Annotated in this window: 15 protein-coding genes; 9 read left to right on the top strand and 6 right to left on the bottom strand. The window is 35.9% G+C overall.

The annotated features are described in order from the left end of the window. Nucleotides 1-10 precede the first annotated feature (10 nt). From SIB89_RS01790 to SIB89_RS01760, 7 genes are all read left to right on the top strand, one after another. Nucleotides 11-412 (top strand): hypothetical protein, encoded by a 402-nt coding sequence (locus SIB89_RS01790; RefSeq protein ID WP_412560915.1) that lies wholly within the window; start codon nucleotides 11-13, stop codon nucleotides 410-412. A 179-nt stretch (nucleotides 413-591) separates the two neighbouring features. Next, complete coding sequence (locus SIB89_RS01785) at nucleotides 592-1,056, top strand: hypothetical protein (protein ID WP_412560914.1); 465 nt, start codon at nucleotides 592-594, stop codon at nucleotides 1,054-1,056. A gap of 582 nt (nucleotides 1,057-1,638) precedes the next feature. Further along, entirely contained in the window at nucleotides 1,639-2,127 is a 489-nt protein-coding gene (locus SIB89_RS01780) for a hypothetical protein (RefSeq protein WP_412560913.1), read from the top strand. Nucleotides 2,128-2,158: 31 nt separating this feature from the next. Then, on the top strand, nucleotides 2,159-2,578 hold the full coding sequence (locus SIB89_RS01775) for a hypothetical protein (RefSeq protein WP_412560912.1): 420 nt from the start codon (nucleotides 2,159-2,161) through the stop codon (nucleotides 2,576-2,578). A 9-nt stretch (nucleotides 2,579-2,587) separates the two neighbouring features. Next, nucleotides 2,588-4,396: an adenylate/guanylate cyclase domain-containing protein gene (locus tag SIB89_RS01770; protein WP_412560911.1), complete on the top strand. Its 1,809-nt coding sequence runs from the start codon at nucleotides 2,588-2,590 to the stop codon at nucleotides 4,394-4,396. A gap of 14 nt (nucleotides 4,397-4,410) precedes the next feature. Further along, nucleotides 4,411-4,917, top strand: coding sequence for a Pycsar system effector family protein (locus tag SIB89_RS01765; RefSeq protein WP_412560910.1), 507 nt, complete (start codon nucleotides 4,411-4,413; stop codon nucleotides 4,915-4,917). A gap of 116 nt (nucleotides 4,918-5,033) precedes the next feature. Continuing rightward, nucleotides 5,034-5,672 carry a hypothetical protein gene (locus SIB89_RS01760; protein ID WP_412560909.1) on the top strand — a complete coding sequence of 213 codons (639 nt, stop codon included), beginning with the start codon at nucleotides 5,034-5,036 and terminating at the stop codon, nucleotides 5,670-5,672. 482 nt (nucleotides 5,673-6,154) lie between these two features. Here the strand turns inward: SIB89_RS01760 and SIB89_RS01755 are convergent, their stop codons facing one another. The 3 genes from SIB89_RS01755 to SIB89_RS01745 form a co-directional block, all read right to left on the bottom strand. Beyond that, complete coding sequence (locus SIB89_RS01755) at nucleotides 6,155-7,210, bottom strand: serine hydrolase domain-containing protein (RefSeq protein ID WP_412560908.1); 1,056 nt, start codon at nucleotides 7,208-7,210, stop codon at nucleotides 6,155-6,157. A 127-nt stretch (nucleotides 7,211-7,337) separates the two neighbouring features. Then, nucleotides 7,338-8,522, bottom strand: a complete 1,185-nt coding sequence (locus SIB89_RS01750) for an acyl-CoA dehydrogenase family protein (RefSeq protein WP_412560907.1) — start codon at nucleotides 8,520-8,522, stop codon at nucleotides 7,338-7,340. Between the two features lie 209 nt (nucleotides 8,523-8,731). Continuing rightward, the gene (locus tag SIB89_RS01745; protein WP_155087507.1) at nucleotides 8,732-9,232 is read right to left on the bottom strand and encodes a hypothetical protein; all 501 of its coding nucleotides are present in this window, start codon (nucleotides 9,230-9,232) and stop codon (nucleotides 8,732-8,734) included. 209 nt (nucleotides 9,233-9,441) lie between these two features. On the opposite strand from SIB89_RS01745, the gene SIB89_RS01740 reads away from it, so the two are divergent. Then, complete coding sequence (locus SIB89_RS01740; protein ID WP_412560906.1) at nucleotides 9,442-10,440, top strand: NADP-dependent oxidoreductase; 999 nt, start codon at nucleotides 9,442-9,444, stop codon at nucleotides 10,438-10,440. A 98-nt stretch (nucleotides 10,441-10,538) separates the two neighbouring features. Here SIB89_RS01740 and SIB89_RS01735 read toward each other — a convergent pair whose 3' ends face one another. After that, a complete protein-coding gene (locus SIB89_RS01735) occupies nucleotides 10,539-13,037 on the bottom strand; it encodes an ABC transporter permease (RefSeq protein WP_412561870.1) in 2,499 nt (832 codons plus the stop codon). Nucleotides 13,038-13,084: 47 nt separating this feature from the next. Continuing rightward, nucleotides 13,085-13,774 carry an ABC transporter ATP-binding protein gene (locus SIB89_RS01730; protein ID WP_412560905.1) on the bottom strand — a complete coding sequence of 230 codons (690 nt, stop codon included), beginning with the start codon at nucleotides 13,772-13,774 and terminating at the stop codon, nucleotides 13,085-13,087. A gap of 26 nt (nucleotides 13,775-13,800) precedes the next feature. On the opposite strand from SIB89_RS01730, the gene SIB89_RS01725 reads away from it, so the two are divergent. After that, on the top strand, nucleotides 13,801-14,541 hold the full coding sequence (locus tag SIB89_RS01725) for an arylesterase (protein ID WP_412561869.1): 741 nt from the start codon (nucleotides 13,801-13,803) through the stop codon (nucleotides 14,539-14,541). A 250-nt stretch (nucleotides 14,542-14,791) separates the two neighbouring features. Here SIB89_RS01725 and SIB89_RS01720 read toward each other — a convergent pair whose 3' ends face one another. Further along, nucleotides 14,792-15,220: an FKBP-type peptidyl-prolyl cis-trans isomerase gene (locus tag SIB89_RS01720; RefSeq protein WP_155087511.1), complete on the bottom strand. Its 429-nt coding sequence runs from the start codon at nucleotides 15,218-15,220 to the stop codon at nucleotides 14,792-14,794. Nucleotides 15,221-15,225: the final 5 nt, after the last annotated feature.

Raw genomic sequence — 15,225 nt, 5'->3', positions numbered from 1 at the left:
TTTAAGAAACATGAAGACACTAATATACATCTTAGCCTTAGCATTCACTATACAATTATCTGCACAAGACCCGATAATGCAAAAGGACAGTGAAGCCTTAGAAAGTGTAGCGACCAGCATCACAAAAAAATATGATGATCAGCTAGGCTTGGACGGAAAGCAATTCACCTTATTTCAAAAGAAAGTTGAAGAATTCTTGATAAGGGAAGAAAAACTTCATGAAGCCTATACAGGAAAAGAAAAATTAGACATGATCTATAATCTGCGTAAGGCTGAGACCATGGAAATGCGTAATATACTTACACAACCACAATTTGATTTGTATAGACGCATTAAACCGCAGATACAACCCATAGCGATTACAGAAACTGAAGTAGATGATAATAGCATGGAAGATGATGACAATAAGTAATCATCTTGCCTAACTAAATAAAACTACTTTGTTTAACGATGAAACTTAAGTTCCATCGTTTTTTTTACATATAACTTACAGTAAAATTATCAAAGAGTAATGATACCATTTAAGTTATTTGCTTGTAATATTAAATTGTTGTATTTTAGATGCTTACAATAACAATTAAATTAGCTATTATGAACATTCAAATTTCAAAAGTCAAAGGATTATTATTTGTTTTACTAGGTTTTTTATTTATAAGTACTATCAATCATTCAACTGCAAACATCGATAAATCTGATAGTAACTACGTAAATGCAATAATTACTGTTTCTTATTTAGATGGCGAGTTGGTGTTATCAGATAATCAAGGTAATCCTTATGATGCAAACAATCCAGAAGAATTCACAACCTATGTTACTCCAAACGGTTCGGTATCCTGGCAAGCTGGTCAAAACATTGAATCAATTTCGATAACTATAGATTCTGGCGCACATATATTTGAGAAATTACCAGAAGATATAGGTAATGGTAATTGGTTTGGAGTTATGGAGAATATAGATACGGGAGATGCAAAGTACAGTATTATTTATAGAACTAAATTTAGCAATGAAATCATTGTGTTAGACCCTAAAATCAGAATGAAAGCCGATGGTAATTGAAAATAAGCGAAATTATTTAACATTACTTATGCGGGAAAAGAAAAATTAGACGTGTAAAACCAAGACCATGGAATTGCTTAATATCTTTACGAAGCTACAGATACAACCCGAAGTTTTTGCAGAAGTTATGTAGATGATAACAATAAATAATCATCACCTAACTAAATAAAACTACTTTGTTTAACGATGGAACTTTAGATTCCATCGTTTTTCATTTAAGTTAAAACTATTTAGGCTATTTTGTTTCATTACCCTAAATAAAATTCCGTTAAACTTATATATTAGGATAATAGAAAATAAATTCCTACTTTTAAAATTACCTCACGTTTCAGAACTTTATCACATCTTATAGTTATCCCTAATTTACTCTAGAGCTATATGGCTCAATTCTATTGTGTATATCTCAATATGCGTTCTACTTATTAAATGGTGCCATACGCACTAATATGATAAAGTATATTTTACATTTTAAGGAAAAATCTTTGGCTATGGAATACCAATAGTCTAGAAACTTCACATTCTTATATTTCATAATTCCCTTCCTCCCTTACGATTAGCTATTAACCAAAACTCAAAAAAATTATGAATGCTAAAGCAAACAATTCCAAGAATAGTTCGTTGGTCATAACCGTGCTAGCCAGTAAATTATACAAACTGGTAATGGATAATCCTTTTATAGATTTAAAAAAATACATAGATGACTGTACCAAGTTACTTGATAATGAAGGGTTCGGAAGCCAATATGGTGCCAATAACGAAAACTATACGACAAATGTTTATGAATCTGGTGAGATGATTTGGAGTATAAAATTAGATCCCGATCATGACGAACGTGGTTATGGGGTGGTGCTAGATTTCATAAACCAAGAAATTAAACGAGGGGAAAAAGGATATTTTACTGAAAATCCAATTAAAGTAGGTGATAATGGAACTATACTAGGAAAGGTCTCATCAGACATAGATCCAAATAGCCCACCGGAAAGTTACACCATTAATTTTCAAGTTTTAAAAAACGGATTAAAGTCTACACCCGTTTTAACTATAGATCCTAGATTAAAAATAAATCAATAATTAAACTATTAACAATTAAATCAATTTTATTATGGCAACACACACTATTTCAATTTACGCACCTAGCACAGCACCTTTACCATTAACAATTAGTGATGATGAAGGGAATTCCGCATCAACTCACGATGCTGATGCAGCTTTAACTACTGAATTTAAAGTTGGGGATTCAATTAAATTTCAGGTCGAAGTAAATCCAAACAATGCAATAGCAAGTATTGAGGCTATTAATATTGCAAATTTAACAGACTCTAATGGTAATTCATATAATTTGTTTACAACGCTTCCTGCTCCTGATGATGCTACTAAAAAAAGTTGGACAGGTGTTGTAGGTAGTCCAGGCGTAGGAGTCAATGATCACTATGTATCACCAGCTGAGTCTTACACCATTACATTTAAAATGTCTGATGGTAATCAATATACAGAAGACCCAAGGTTAAAAATTAATCAATAAATATTTTTAATGAAAAGTTCGTATAAAACCTATTATGTAAGAGTAATAGGTTTCTTTCTTTTCTTCTTTCAAGTTGGAATTGCGCAAAATCAAAAAGAAGCAGATAGTTTAAAAGGAATATATTTAAGTGATACAATTTCTGGAGAGGCAAAACTGCTTTTACTCAAAGATTTAGCGTTTCATACCATTGATGATTTAGAAGAATCTATAATGTATGCTAATGAGTTAATTAAAGAGGCTGAAAAGGATTCTAATTATTTGTATTTATATCGTGGTTATAGCCAAAAGGGGCAGTCCTTTAGAATGGCTGGTGATTTTGAGGAAGCTCTAAAAGCATTTTTCAGTGCTTGTAAATTTGCGGATAAACTCAAGGATAAAAAATTTATTGGTGGTGGATATTTGACTATAGCAGATGTATATTCTGAAATAGACAATGATGGCAATGCCGAAAAATATTATGATAAATCTATAACTATATTAAGAAATACAAATGATTCAGTCACATTAGGTAGTGCTTTACTTAATGCAGGTTATGATAAGTATTTAAATGGCAGTCTTGACGGAGCTCTTAAAGACTATAAGGAGTCTAGTCTGATTTTTCAAAAATTAAACTATCCAATTGGTAAAGCTTATAATATCGGAAACATAGGTATGGTATATGCTAAGCAAGGTAAAGATAGGCTTGCTATAACTAGAATTAATGAAGCTATTGAGATTCTCGAAGAATATGAAGATTTCTATGCCATATCAGATTATCTCAATTCTATGTCAGATATTTATGTTAACCAGCAACAAATCTCAAAAGCTTTAAATTATGATCATAGAAGTCTTGACCTTGCTAAAAAGTACGGCCTTAAAAAACAATTAAGCGAAACTAATTTAAGTTTATCAGATTTATATTATCAATTGGGCAACACTGAGGCTTCATTGTTTTATTATAAGGATCATATAGCGTATCGCGATAGTATAAAGAATGTTGAAAACGTCGAAGCTATTGCAGATATGCGCACAAATTTTGAAGTCTCACAAGAACAGGCAAAAGTCTCTATTTTAGAACAAAAACGAAAAAACCAACGTATTGTTTTTTGGTCTACAGCTGGTATCTTAGGCCTTATTGCTCTATTTGCATTTAGTCTATTTAAGCAAATTAAGTTTGTAAAGAAAGCCAACAAGGTTATTGCCATAGAAAAAGAGCGCTCTGACACATTATTACTTAATATCTTACCAGAAGACACCGCCAAAGAACTTAAGGACAAGGGTAGAGTGGAAGCCAAGAAATATCCTCAGGTCACGGTGTTGTTCTCAGATTTTAAAGGGTTTACCCAATATGCCGAAAACCTCTCTCCAGAAGTACTAGTACAAACGATTGACCATTATTTTTCTAAGTTCGATTTAATTATGGAAAAATACGACCTGGAAAAAATTAAAACCATAGGTGATGCCTACATGGCTGCTGGTGGATTGAATTTTGACAATGAAAAACATGCCGAGCACATGGTATTAGCGGCAAAAGAAATGAACGATTTTGTGGCTACAGCAAAGCTAGACGATATTACCGATGCTACATTCGATATTAGAATAGGCATCAACACAGGGCCTGTAGTCGCTGGAGTAGTGGGTACCAAAAAATTTGCTTACGATATTTGGGGAGATACCGTAAATATTGCAGCACGTATGGAAAGCAGCTCTGAAGCAGGACGTATCAATATCTCGGAAGACACCTATAGATTGGTGAAAGATGCGTTTGATTGCGAGTATAGAGGTAAACTCGCTGTAAAAAACCGAGGCGAATTGAATATGTATTTTGTAAATTCATAGCATAAAACTTTACTATGGCACAAGATCCTAACAATTATTGGGAACAATTAGAACGTCTGGAAAAGCTCATAAGAGCCTCCGAACTTAAAGCAGGTGTGGTATTTTCGTTTCACAGTTTAATCCTTGGGCTGTTTGTAGATCGCCTAGAGCGGTTTAAGGATGTATTTATGGAAAACACCGTACTTCTGGTATTATTAATCTTTTGGTTTGTGCTCGTGGGTATTTCCATATATTTCTGTTTTAGATGTTTTAGGCCAGCCATGCATTTGCATTATGATAAAAATGTGTTCTTCTTTAAGGATGCTGCACATCGTTTCGGTAGTCAGGATGAATACACTGAAGAATTAATAAAAATTTGTGGTTCTGAAGAAGAGCTTTACAAGGTTTTAGCAGAACAAATTCATGCCGAAAGCACAATAATTGATGAGAAATTTAATAATGTAAAACGCTCCATTACGTTTTTTGCCTTGAGTTTTCTGTTTGTCATCATCATAGTGTTGTATTGGGTAATGTTTGTGTAAACCTCTTAAACCCAACAAGATTTAGTATATTGTTTTTCAATCCTTTATAGCTAAATAAATAGAATTAGGGAAGCTATAAACCGTATTTCCCACTTAAATTAAATACATATAAACATATGGCATCGTCACCTTTAGACTTTAATGCAGAATTAGTTAGTTTCTCCATCCTTTCCAATGGAAAAGAAATACCTGATATAGTAGAAATTATTAGCATAGAAATACTGCAACATGCCAATGCTGTTGATGAAGCTTTAATTATTTTAAGAGATGACAGCACCATAGGTGATGAATTTAAAGTGACGGATTCTAAAACTTTTGAATTTAACGCTCAAATTGAAATAAAACTCGGTTATGAGCATAAAAATGATAGTGTTTTTAAAGGCATAGTTGTACAGCAAAAACTTATTGTAGGCAGGGATAACGAGCCGCAACTACATGTTAGTTGTTTGCATCATGACCATAGAGGATATGTAAAACGTAAACAAGATTTTGATATAAATAAAAAACCCGTTATCAGTGTTACCAATGGAATTGATATCATGGATTCCGAACTTATAATTTCAAATTCTGACAAAGCACAACTTTCCGGAAATCTTACAATATCAGGCAACACTAAAGCCAAAGTGAATGATACTATTGGCATCGACGGATTTGGTAAACGGTTTAGTAAAAAAGCTATAATTTCTGGTTTGATGCATCAACTGCACGAAGGCCAATGGCTAACAAAGGTTTTGCTTAATGACCATACGGATTAAAATTAATAGCTCAATTAATAAAACTTAATGAAGAGCGATAGCGCAGTTTTAGAGTAGAAGGCTAAGCATTACAATAATACTATTTTACATAATGTAAATTATAGGACATACAGCAACAATTAGCATAATAGCGCTTTTAGGCGATATTTGACATAATCATAGTTCTAGCATCACGTAGTGTGCTATAACGTCAATGATTATGTTGAGCTAATTGTGGGATTAAAACTAAAAGATAAAATAAACCTCATAAACAATTGAAACGTCATTGCGAACCTGATTTTTATCAGGTAAAGCAATCTCACAAAACCATACGATTTCAAAATTCCGTTATACGGCCAAATACGCGATTACTCACGTCTTTAATATTGTTTTAGAAGTGTTCGTGAATGCTGCGCATTTCTCAGAGATTTGACATATGTATAACTTACTTTCTATTTTAATAGTTCCAATAAACTATTTTTATTTTACATAATTTTCAAGGATTATAAACCCTTTGCCTCACGCAAAATATTAACAACACGACTGTGCGTTATTTCCAATAAATTCCATTGATAGCCTTCAAAATCTGTGGTATTCATAAACTGCACCACCACAGCATCAATATCCTTATGGTATTCTGTCATACATTGGTAGCCTGGTGCCAATCCTCCATGATTAAACTCATAAATAGACCTGTAGATGTCCATTTCTTCTTCACTAAGTAATGAGCCATCGTTTAAAGCTCTTAAAAAAACACCAACATCTTCTGCTGTAGCTATCATCATGCCGTTATTCTCGTTTTTGAAGTCCTTATCAATACCGACATAATAACCACTCATAACATCGTCTAGATTTACCTCGTCAATGGATCCAAATGTATTTTTCAGTCCAAGTGGTATTAAAATTTCTTTTTTGAAATAATCTTGACGGCTACCTTCGGTGACTTGCTCAATGATTCTAGAAAGCAATAAATAATTGGTATTTGAATAGCCATAGTCTTTATTGGGCTCAAAGGTAGCTGGTAAATCAAGTGCATAGTCTAGCACATCGATATTGGTATTGGGTTGATTTTTCCAAAAATCAGGACTATCCGTAAAATTAGGAATACCACTTCGGTGTTGTACCATCATTCTCAAGGTGATTTTATCGGCGTTTTCAATTCTTTCTGAGAGTTCTGGAAAATAATCAGAGAGCGTTTCATCCAAAGCGATATGTTTTTCATGAGCTAATTTGGTGATAGCTACAGCGACATATAGCTTACTTATACTCGCTATTTTGAACAAAGCGTTTGGTTTAGCAGGAATTTCTTCTTCTTTATTGTGATAACCAGCTGTGTAGAATGCTGGTGGTTTACCAGCTTCATCTACATATACAATAACACCATCAAAGCCATAACTTAAAGTCTGGTTGACTTGTTCTTGAACTGTTTCTGGCAGTGGCAATAGCCATGCCTTTACCAAAATCCAAGGCACAAACCATAAGGATATAAAAGTCCCAACAAATAATGCAATTCTGAATATCTGCTTTCCTTTTGAGGGATTTTTTTTGGTGCTTTCCATAAATGTATACCGCTGATTTTTATTTAGGGTACAAATATATCTTAGATCAGACAATGATTAAATTGTGAATTACTGAACTGTAATATGTCAGGGATAAATTGAATTTCTTCTCTATACATATTAGACCTTACGCTTTATTCTTCTGAAACAGTTCCTTAAACAAACCACGCGCTATTAATAATTTCATGATCTCATTGGTGCCAGCATAAATTCTGGCCACTCTATTATCAGCATACATACGCGCAATAGGATAATCCCACATATAGCCATAACCTCCAAATAACTGTAGGCATTCGTCAACGACTTTACCATGCATTTCGGTGGCGGCATATTTTGCTATAGAAGCATTTTCGGCAGTGAGCTGATGAGTAGAGACCAAACGTGTACAACGGTCTATAAAGGCTTGGTTGAGTTGTAATTGAGTGGCACATTCTGCAAGTATAAATTGTGTGTTCTGAAATTGTGCAATGGGCTGTTTAAAAGCAGTTCTTGTAGAGGTGTACGCTATGGTTTTTTCTATGGCTCCCTCTGCTCCACCAATGGCAGCAAGTGCCACTGATAAACGTTCGCGTGCCAATTCTGTCATCATAATTTTAAAACCTTGACCCTCTTCTCCCAATAGGTTGTCTTTTGGGACTTTTACATTATCAAAAAACAATTCGCAGGTATCTTGGGCTTTTAAGCCTATTTTTTTAAATGGCACTCCTTTGGTGAAACCATCGAATGCGGTTTCTATAATTAATAAAGAAACACCTTCATTTTCAGTTCCTGAATTGGTTTTTACAGCAACGATGGACATATCGCACATATAACCATTGGTGATAAATGTTTTTTGTCCGTTGACCAGATAATGGTCTCCTTTATCTTCTGCTATTGTTCTTATAGCTTTAAGGTCGCTACCGCAATTGGGTTCTGTCATGCCTATTGAGGTAATCATTTTACCAGAAGCCATTTGAGGTAGGTAGTTTTGTTTCTGGGCTTCGGTGCCGTATTTTAAGAGATATGGTGCTACGATATCAGAATGTAATGAGAAGCCTGGACCAGTCATACCTTCTTTGTTCATTTCTTCGATGAGTAAGGCACTAAAACTAAAGTCCAATCCACTGCCACCATAGTCTTCAGGCATATCGATACAGAGTAAACCCAATTCGCCAGCACGTTCCCAAATAGCGCGATTGACCATGCCGTTTTCTTCCCATTCATCGATTTGATCCATCATTTCATTTTGTATGAAATCTTGAATCATACTCTGCATCATTTTATGTTCTTCTGATGCATAGATGTCGCGTTCTAATAGTACATTTTTTAACATGGCTTTGAAAAAGGTTGATTCTATCTAAAGATAGTGCCTTTTTATGTTTTAATCTAATCTCAGTAGTTTACTTTAAACGAGAATTCATCAATTGGCAATTATGTGTTAAATACGCTTTTAATGATTTGGTTATAAGCTCTGTTCAGTAGCGCTTAAAGATAAAAAAAGCACCCAATGGATGCTTTTTGTAAACTGAACTTAAAATTTCATTATTCAAAATCTATACGGACTTCAACAGTGCCTTGTATGTCTCTTAGATTACTTTCTAATAAATTTGGTGTTTCACCATTAACAGTGCAAGAGCCACCTATACCACTTTGACAGCCACTACCCAAAATAACTATATGGTATTGCCCATTAATAATACCTAATTCGTAACCTGGAATCCAATTTGGTGGTGGTGCTCCAGGATCTGGAATGGGTTCACCATTTTGCCACGTAATTTGAAAACTCAAATGTGGTGCTGTCTCACAGGTATAGGTCAAGGTATATTGACTTGCGGTTGGCTGAACCGTAAATACTGCCCAAGCATAGACCTGTACATTGCTAAATTGTGGGCTAATATCTATATCGTACTGTTTGTACAATAAGGGATCTACATTAAACACCATAGGGAGCTGCCCTTCGGGTTCATTACTGTCGTCACTAGAACAAGAGAAAATAAAACTTGCAGTGAGTAGAAGTACTACTAATTTTGTTGTGGTTTTCATAATTTTGATTTTGTTTATTTAGCATCGATCAAAATCAAGAATGTCATCAAAAGTTATTTTCTAGACTTCCCTACGCAGCACTACCATAGTCAAACTCTGCAAGACACCACGACTAATTTCTGCATACAATTTACAAACCCATAAATCTATGTTAATACAGTCCATGTGTATTCATTTTTCCTTATTTTAATGACAACTAAAAAACGATTATGATACAGACCATTTTATTAAAAAATAGACCTAAAGGAACACCAAGTCCAGCTGATTTTGAATTCATTAAGGAAGAGGATAATCTAACTATTGAAGATGGGCAACTACTTTTAGAAACGCTTTATGTTTCCGTTGATCCCTACTTAAGAGGAAGAATGAGTGACGCCAAATCTTATGTAGAACCCTTTGAACTCAATAGACCCATTCATTCTGGTGTTATTGCTAAAGTTCTCGAGTCTAGAAATGACAACTTTAAGGAAGGTGACTATGTATCTGGAATGTTGGACTGGAAAACAAAACAGGTATCTAATGGCAAAGGACTTCATAAAGTAGATCCTTCCCAAGCAGATTTAAGTGCATACTTAGGGATTTTGGGTATGACTGGCTTAACGGCTTATTGTGGCTTAATAGAAATTGGGAAACCAAAAGAAGGCGAAACATTAGTGGTGTCTGGTGCTGCAGGTGCTGTTGGTAGTGTCGTTGGACAAATAGGAAAAATTTTAGGACTCAAAGTGATAGGTATTGCAGGTTCCGATGAAAAAGTTGAGCTGCTAAAATCTAAGTTTGGTTTTGATGCTGGAATCAATTACAATACCACCGAAAATATGACAAAGGCTATTGCTGAAGCTGCACCAAATGGTGTGGATGTATATTTTGATAATGTCGGAGGTTCTATTTCTGATGCTGTATTGTTTAACATTAATAAATTTGCCAGAACGGTGAATTGTGGTGCCATAGCGGTGTATAACAATACCGAAATCCCTAAAAGTATTAGTGTACGACCATTTCTCATAAAAAATAGCGCTTCCATGCAAGGTTTTATAGTGTCTAATTTTGAAGACAAATTTCCACAAGCTATTAAAACCTTATCAGGTTGGTTAGCAGATGACAAGCTCACCTATTCTGAAACAATCGTTGAAGGGTTTGAAAACATTCCTCAAGCCTTTATTGATTTGTTTGATGGTAAGAATAAAGGGAAGATGGTAGTAAAAATTTAAATAGCAGGCTAATAAATTATACTAGTAAAGGGAATTAAAAATGTGATCATCTTTTAATTCCCTTTTTTTATGTTCATAAAGTTGAAAGTAATAATTAATTACACCTCCCGACGCAATACCTCCAAAGGCGAACTATTCAATACACCACGAATATTGCTCAACCCTATCCCTAATACCAACAGTGAAATGATAGGTAGAAATACCACAAACGGAATCACTGAGGGCACAAAGGGTTCGTTAAATACAAATAAAGCTAAGAGCATAGCACTGATTAAAGCCAATACAATACCAACTAAACTGCCAACCAAACCTAACAATAAATATTCTAAGGCAGAGATTTTAAGGATTTGCTTGTTTTGGGCTCCTAGAGTCCTTAACAGAACACTTTCCTTGATGCGTTGATATTTACTTGTACGGACAGAACCTATCAATACAATGATGCCAGTAAGAATACTGAAGAACGCCATAAAATTGATAATCCAGGTGACCTTGCTCAAAATATCTTCAACAATAGTGTAAACTTGTCGTAAATCAATAATCGTGACATTAGGGAAGTCCTTAACCACAGCTTGTTGCAAACGTGCTGAACTGGCTTCATTTGGTGCATTGGTCGTTAACACATTAAACTGTGGTGCTTTTTCCAATACTCCTTTTGGGAACACCACCGAAAAATTAAGCTGTAATTGTCCCCAATCTACCATACGAATACTTCCTACAACGGTTTCCATAAGGACTCCTTGTACATTAAAAACAATTTTATCGCCAATAGTGACTTGAGCATCTTCGGCAACATTATCAGAAATGGAAATTGGAATCAACTCACCTGCCGAAACTTCGGAAACCCACTCCCCTTCCAGAATTTCTTCTGAAGCTATTAAACTATCGCGATAAGTCGTTCTGAACTCATGATTAAACACCCAACGCCTCATACGTATGGTCGTATCCTGTTGCACCTCGTTAGCTTCCATACCTTTTACGCTATGAATGCGCATGGTCACTAAAGGAATATTATCGATGACCTCCAAGTCATTTCCAGCGATGGTATTGCTAATGGCCTCTCCTTGTTCGGGTTGAACGTCTAACATAATGATATTGGCAGATTGTGCTCCGCTTCCAACCTCGGTTTTAGCCAGCAGAATGTCCTTTGTAAAATATAAGGTGCTGATTAAAAAGGTGCCCAAACCAATCGCTACAATCAGTACCAAGGTTTGATTATTAGGTCGATATAGATTTAAAAGACTTTGCCTTGTGGTATAACCCAAGGATTTTGGAAACCATAATTTTATCAGTTTCATGATTAAGGTAGCGACGCCAGCAAGTATGGCAAAAGTAATCAGCATACCTATGACAAACGCAATAGCATAAGGTATATGCTCTAAAAGCCAATAGGAAAATAAGAATAAGAACAAAACAATAGCACCAAAAACAGCAAATCTGGCCACTTTCGGCTTATTGGAATTGCTCGTGTCACTAATACGTAGAGCCTGTAATGGTGATACATACCATGTGTTGAGCAAAGATAACAAGGCAAAAAGTACAGCCATTAAAAAGCCAAGAACAATTCCCATTATGACCGGTTGAGCCGTTATGGAAATACTCACCTCAAAAGGTAAAAATTCCTGTAAGATATACGGAAAGGATTCCTGAATTCCAATCCCGATAAGACCTCCAATACAACCTCCAATAATACCAATACCTGCAATTTGAATGAGATAAATCAGAAAACTTTGGCGTCTAGAAGCACCCAAACATTTTAATACCGCAATATGTTTCAGCTTTTCACGAATATAAATATGTACCGAACTTGCAATCCCAACACAACCCAATAATAAAGCTATAAAAGCAACAAGATTCAAAAACTTGCCCATGTTTTCATAACGACGTCCCAATCGCCTGCTGGTACTGGTGTGTGTATCTAAATCAGCCTTCTCGGCATCGAGCATGGGTTCCAACACCTCTTCCAACTGAATCAAATCGGTAGTAGCATCTGCTTTATAATAGTATTGGTATTCTTTTCGGCTTCCAAACTGAAGCAGTTCCGTGTCTGGCACCAATCCAAACGGAATCACTACAGGTGGTGCAACGGATGACATCACCGCAGAGCTACCAGGTAAACTGTTCAGCGACCCAATAATTGGTAGCGTCAACTCCCCTACTTTGATGGAATCGCCTGGCTTAATATTATACTGAAGCATCAATGTGGCATCGACCAAAGCTCCGTTGTCATCTTGATACGTAGAGGATGCCAATTCGGGTTGGGTTTTCATTTTTCCATAAATCGGAAATGCTCCTTCCAATCCTCTGACACGTACCAATTTAGTTCCTCCGTTTTTCGGGAAAGCAATCATGGATACAAAATTCACTTCGGTAGCTACGGGATTTAAGGAATCTATAATCGCTTGGGCACGTTCGTTGGGTGTTTCGTCAATATCAATAAGATAATCGGCTCCCATTAAGGATTTAGATTGCTGCTGAATATTATCCTGAAGATTATCGCGAAACAACTGAATCGATACCACAGCGGCTATACCCAATACAATAGATGCCATAAACAATACCAAGCGCACTCGACTCGCTTTGGCATCTCTCCATGCCATCTTAAACAACCATGACATGTTGGTTTTTGATGTTAATATGTTTGATTTCAATGTGCTGCTGTAGGTTGATTGGTTAGAATTTGCCCTCCTTTTAAACGAAGGATTTGTTGGGTGCGGTTTGCTAAGTCCAGATCGTGGGAAACGATAACTAAAGTTGTATTGGATGCTTTATTTAAATCGAACAATAGCTTAATGACCTTCTCTCCGGTTTCCTCATCAAGGTTACCTGTAGGTTCATCAGCAAATAATATGGATGGCGAATTACTAAAAGCTCTTGCCAAAGCCACACGCTGTTGCTCACCTCCCGAAAGTTGCGATGGATAATGATGAAAACGATCAGCTAATCCAACTTGATCCAAGAGTTCCATACCACGCTTAGCGGCATGCTTTGCTCCTTGCAATTCCAGAGGCACACTAACGTTTTCTAAAGCCGTAAGTGTAGGCAACAACTGAAAATTTTGAAAAATAAAGCCCACTTCCCTATTCCGTAATTGGGCACGCTGATCTTCATTTAATGTATTAAGGTCGTGACCACATAGTTCTACACTTCCAGAATTTGGTGTGTCCAAGCCTGCGCATAATCCCAATAAAGTGGTTTTTCCGCTACCTGAAGGTCCAACGATGGAAAAGGTCTGCCCTTGTTCCACATCAAAACTAATATTCTGTAATACTGTTAATTGTTTGTTACCGCTGGTATATGTTTTCTCAAGACCATTAATCTTTAATATCTTTGACATAAATAGTGACGTTTATTGTATTGCTTATGAATCTGGCTCAAAATAATCAATTGGTTTCAATTCTAAATTCTTTACCGCATAAAATCTTAAAGTTTTGTTATTTTATAATGCTGTGTATGTTGATGGTTTCCTGCGGAAATAATAACAACAAACAAAACACCAAGGATGTAGATGATACGGTTGTTGAAGAGACGGAGAATTCAGAAACCACAGACAATAAGACTATCTTATTTTTTGGAGATAGTATCACGGCTGGTTATGGATTGGAAACCACTGATGACGCCTACCCAGCGGTAGTACAGCAAAAGATTGATTCGCTCGATCTAAATTATACGGTCGTCAATTCAGGTGTGAGTGGTGAAACTTCTGCAGGTGGTAGAAGCCGTATCGATTGGATTCTCAATCAAGATATTGAAATATTTTTGCTGGAACTTGGTGCCAACGACGGCTTACGAGGTGTACCATTATCAGAAACACAAAACAACCTACAAGCCATTATCACTACCGTAAAACAAAAAGACCCAAACATAAAAATCATATTAGCAGGCATGGAACTGCCACCAAATATGGGGCAAGATTACACTTCAGGATTTAGAACCATGTATGCTGAACTGGCAAAGAACAACGATGTGGTTTTCATCCCATTCATCTTAAAGGATGTTGGCGGCATCGCAGAACTTAACCAAAGCGATGGCATCCACCCTACGGTTAAAGGGCATAAGATTATTGCCAATACCGTTTGGGAGTATCTAAAACCTCTATTATAAATAGCTTGCCCTGAGCTTGTCGAAGGGTCATTGCGAGGCTTGAGCCTGTGCTGAGCGCAGTCGAAGTAAAGCAATCTCACCACCCTACCCAAACGTCATTGCGAGGATAAAGGTCGAAGCAATCTCATTAAAACACCGAAACAGCCTGTTTTAACTAAACTGTCAGAATGAGCACAATCCAAGTATCCTAACAAAAAAAACGCCCTACCAAATAGATAAGACGTTTAAGTATTAAGGTATCTTAATCAGATTATAAAATCTCAACCACTTCAAGGTCAAATACTAAATCCTGACCTGCTAAAGGATGATTGGCATCTAAGATGATATCCTTATCTTCAACTTTTATAATTCTAAACTGTTGCTGACCACCATCTGCACTAGAGCCCACTAAGCCCATTCCAACTTCAGGGTTGATATCCTCAGGCAATTCTGATTTAGGTACTTTATGATAAAGAGATTCATCAACCTCACCATAAGCATCCTTCTTTTCTACGGTAATCGTTTTCTTCTCATTTACGGCCATATCAATAAGTCCTTGTTCAAAACCTGGTATCAATTGTCCTTTACCCAATTCTACTTTTAAGGGCTCTCTTTCCAAAGAACTATCAAAAACTTGTCCATCGTTTAATTTTCCAGTGTAGTGGACTTTTACCACATCATTTTCTCTTACTTTACTCATAATTA

It is taken from the genome of Winogradskyella sp. MIT101101, assembly GCF_047126865.1.
In the GTDB taxonomy this organism is placed as follows: domain Bacteria; phylum Bacteroidota; class Bacteroidia; order Flavobacteriales; family Flavobacteriaceae; genus Winogradskyella; species Winogradskyella ouciana.
The sequence above is the reverse complement of the archived record's forward strand: the minus strand, read 5'-3'. Positions and strand labels throughout refer to the sequence as shown.

What these genes read in the sequence shown, in the direction of transcription:
- SIB89_RS01790 (WP_412560915.1), top strand. Translation starts at nt 11, where the DNA reads ATGAAGACACTAATATACATCTTAGCCTTAGCATTCACTATACAATTA.
- SIB89_RS01785 (WP_412560914.1), top strand. Translation starts at nt 592, where the DNA reads ATGAACATTCAAATTTCAAAAGTCAAAGGATTATTATTTGTTTTACTA.
- SIB89_RS01780 (WP_412560913.1), top strand. Translation starts at nt 1,639, where the DNA reads ATGAATGCTAAAGCAAACAATTCCAAGAATAGTTCGTTGGTCATAACC.
- SIB89_RS01775 (WP_412560912.1), top strand. Translation starts at nt 2,159, where the DNA reads ATGGCAACACACACTATTTCAATTTACGCACCTAGCACAGCACCTTTA.
- SIB89_RS01770 (WP_412560911.1), top strand. Translation starts at nt 2,588, where the DNA reads ATGAAAAGTTCGTATAAAACCTATTATGTAAGAGTAATAGGTTTCTTT.
- SIB89_RS01765 (WP_412560910.1), top strand. Translation starts at nt 4,411, where the DNA reads ATGGCACAAGATCCTAACAATTATTGGGAACAATTAGAACGTCTGGAA.
- SIB89_RS01760 (WP_412560909.1), top strand. Translation starts at nt 5,034, where the DNA reads ATGGCATCGTCACCTTTAGACTTTAATGCAGAATTAGTTAGTTTCTCC.
- SIB89_RS01755 (WP_412560908.1), bottom strand. Translation starts at nt 7,210, where the DNA reads ATGGAAAGCACCAAAAAAAATCCCTCAAAAGGAAAGCAGATATTCAGA.
- SIB89_RS01750 (WP_412560907.1), bottom strand. Translation starts at nt 8,522, where the DNA reads ATGTTAAAAAATGTACTATTAGAACGCGACATCTATGCATCAGAAGAA.
- SIB89_RS01745 (WP_155087507.1), bottom strand. Translation starts at nt 9,232, where the DNA reads ATGAAAACCACAACAAAATTAGTAGTACTTCTACTCACTGCAAGTTTT.
- SIB89_RS01740 (WP_412560906.1), top strand. Translation starts at nt 9,442, where the DNA reads ATGATACAGACCATTTTATTAAAAAATAGACCTAAAGGAACACCAAGT.
- SIB89_RS01735 (WP_412561870.1), bottom strand. Translation starts at nt 13,037, where the DNA reads ATGGCATGGAGAGATGCCAAAGCGAGTCGAGTGCGCTTGGTATTGTTT.
- SIB89_RS01730 (WP_412560905.1), bottom strand. Translation starts at nt 13,774, where the DNA reads ATGTCAAAGATATTAAAGATTAATGGTCTTGAGAAAACATATACCAGC.
- SIB89_RS01725 (WP_412561869.1), top strand. Translation starts at nt 13,801, where the DNA reads ATGAATCTGGCTCAAAATAATCAATTGGTTTCAATTCTAAATTCTTTA.
- SIB89_RS01720 (WP_155087511.1), bottom strand. Translation starts at nt 15,220, where the DNA reads ATGAGTAAAGTAAGAGAAAATGATGTGGTAAAAGTCCACTACACTGGA.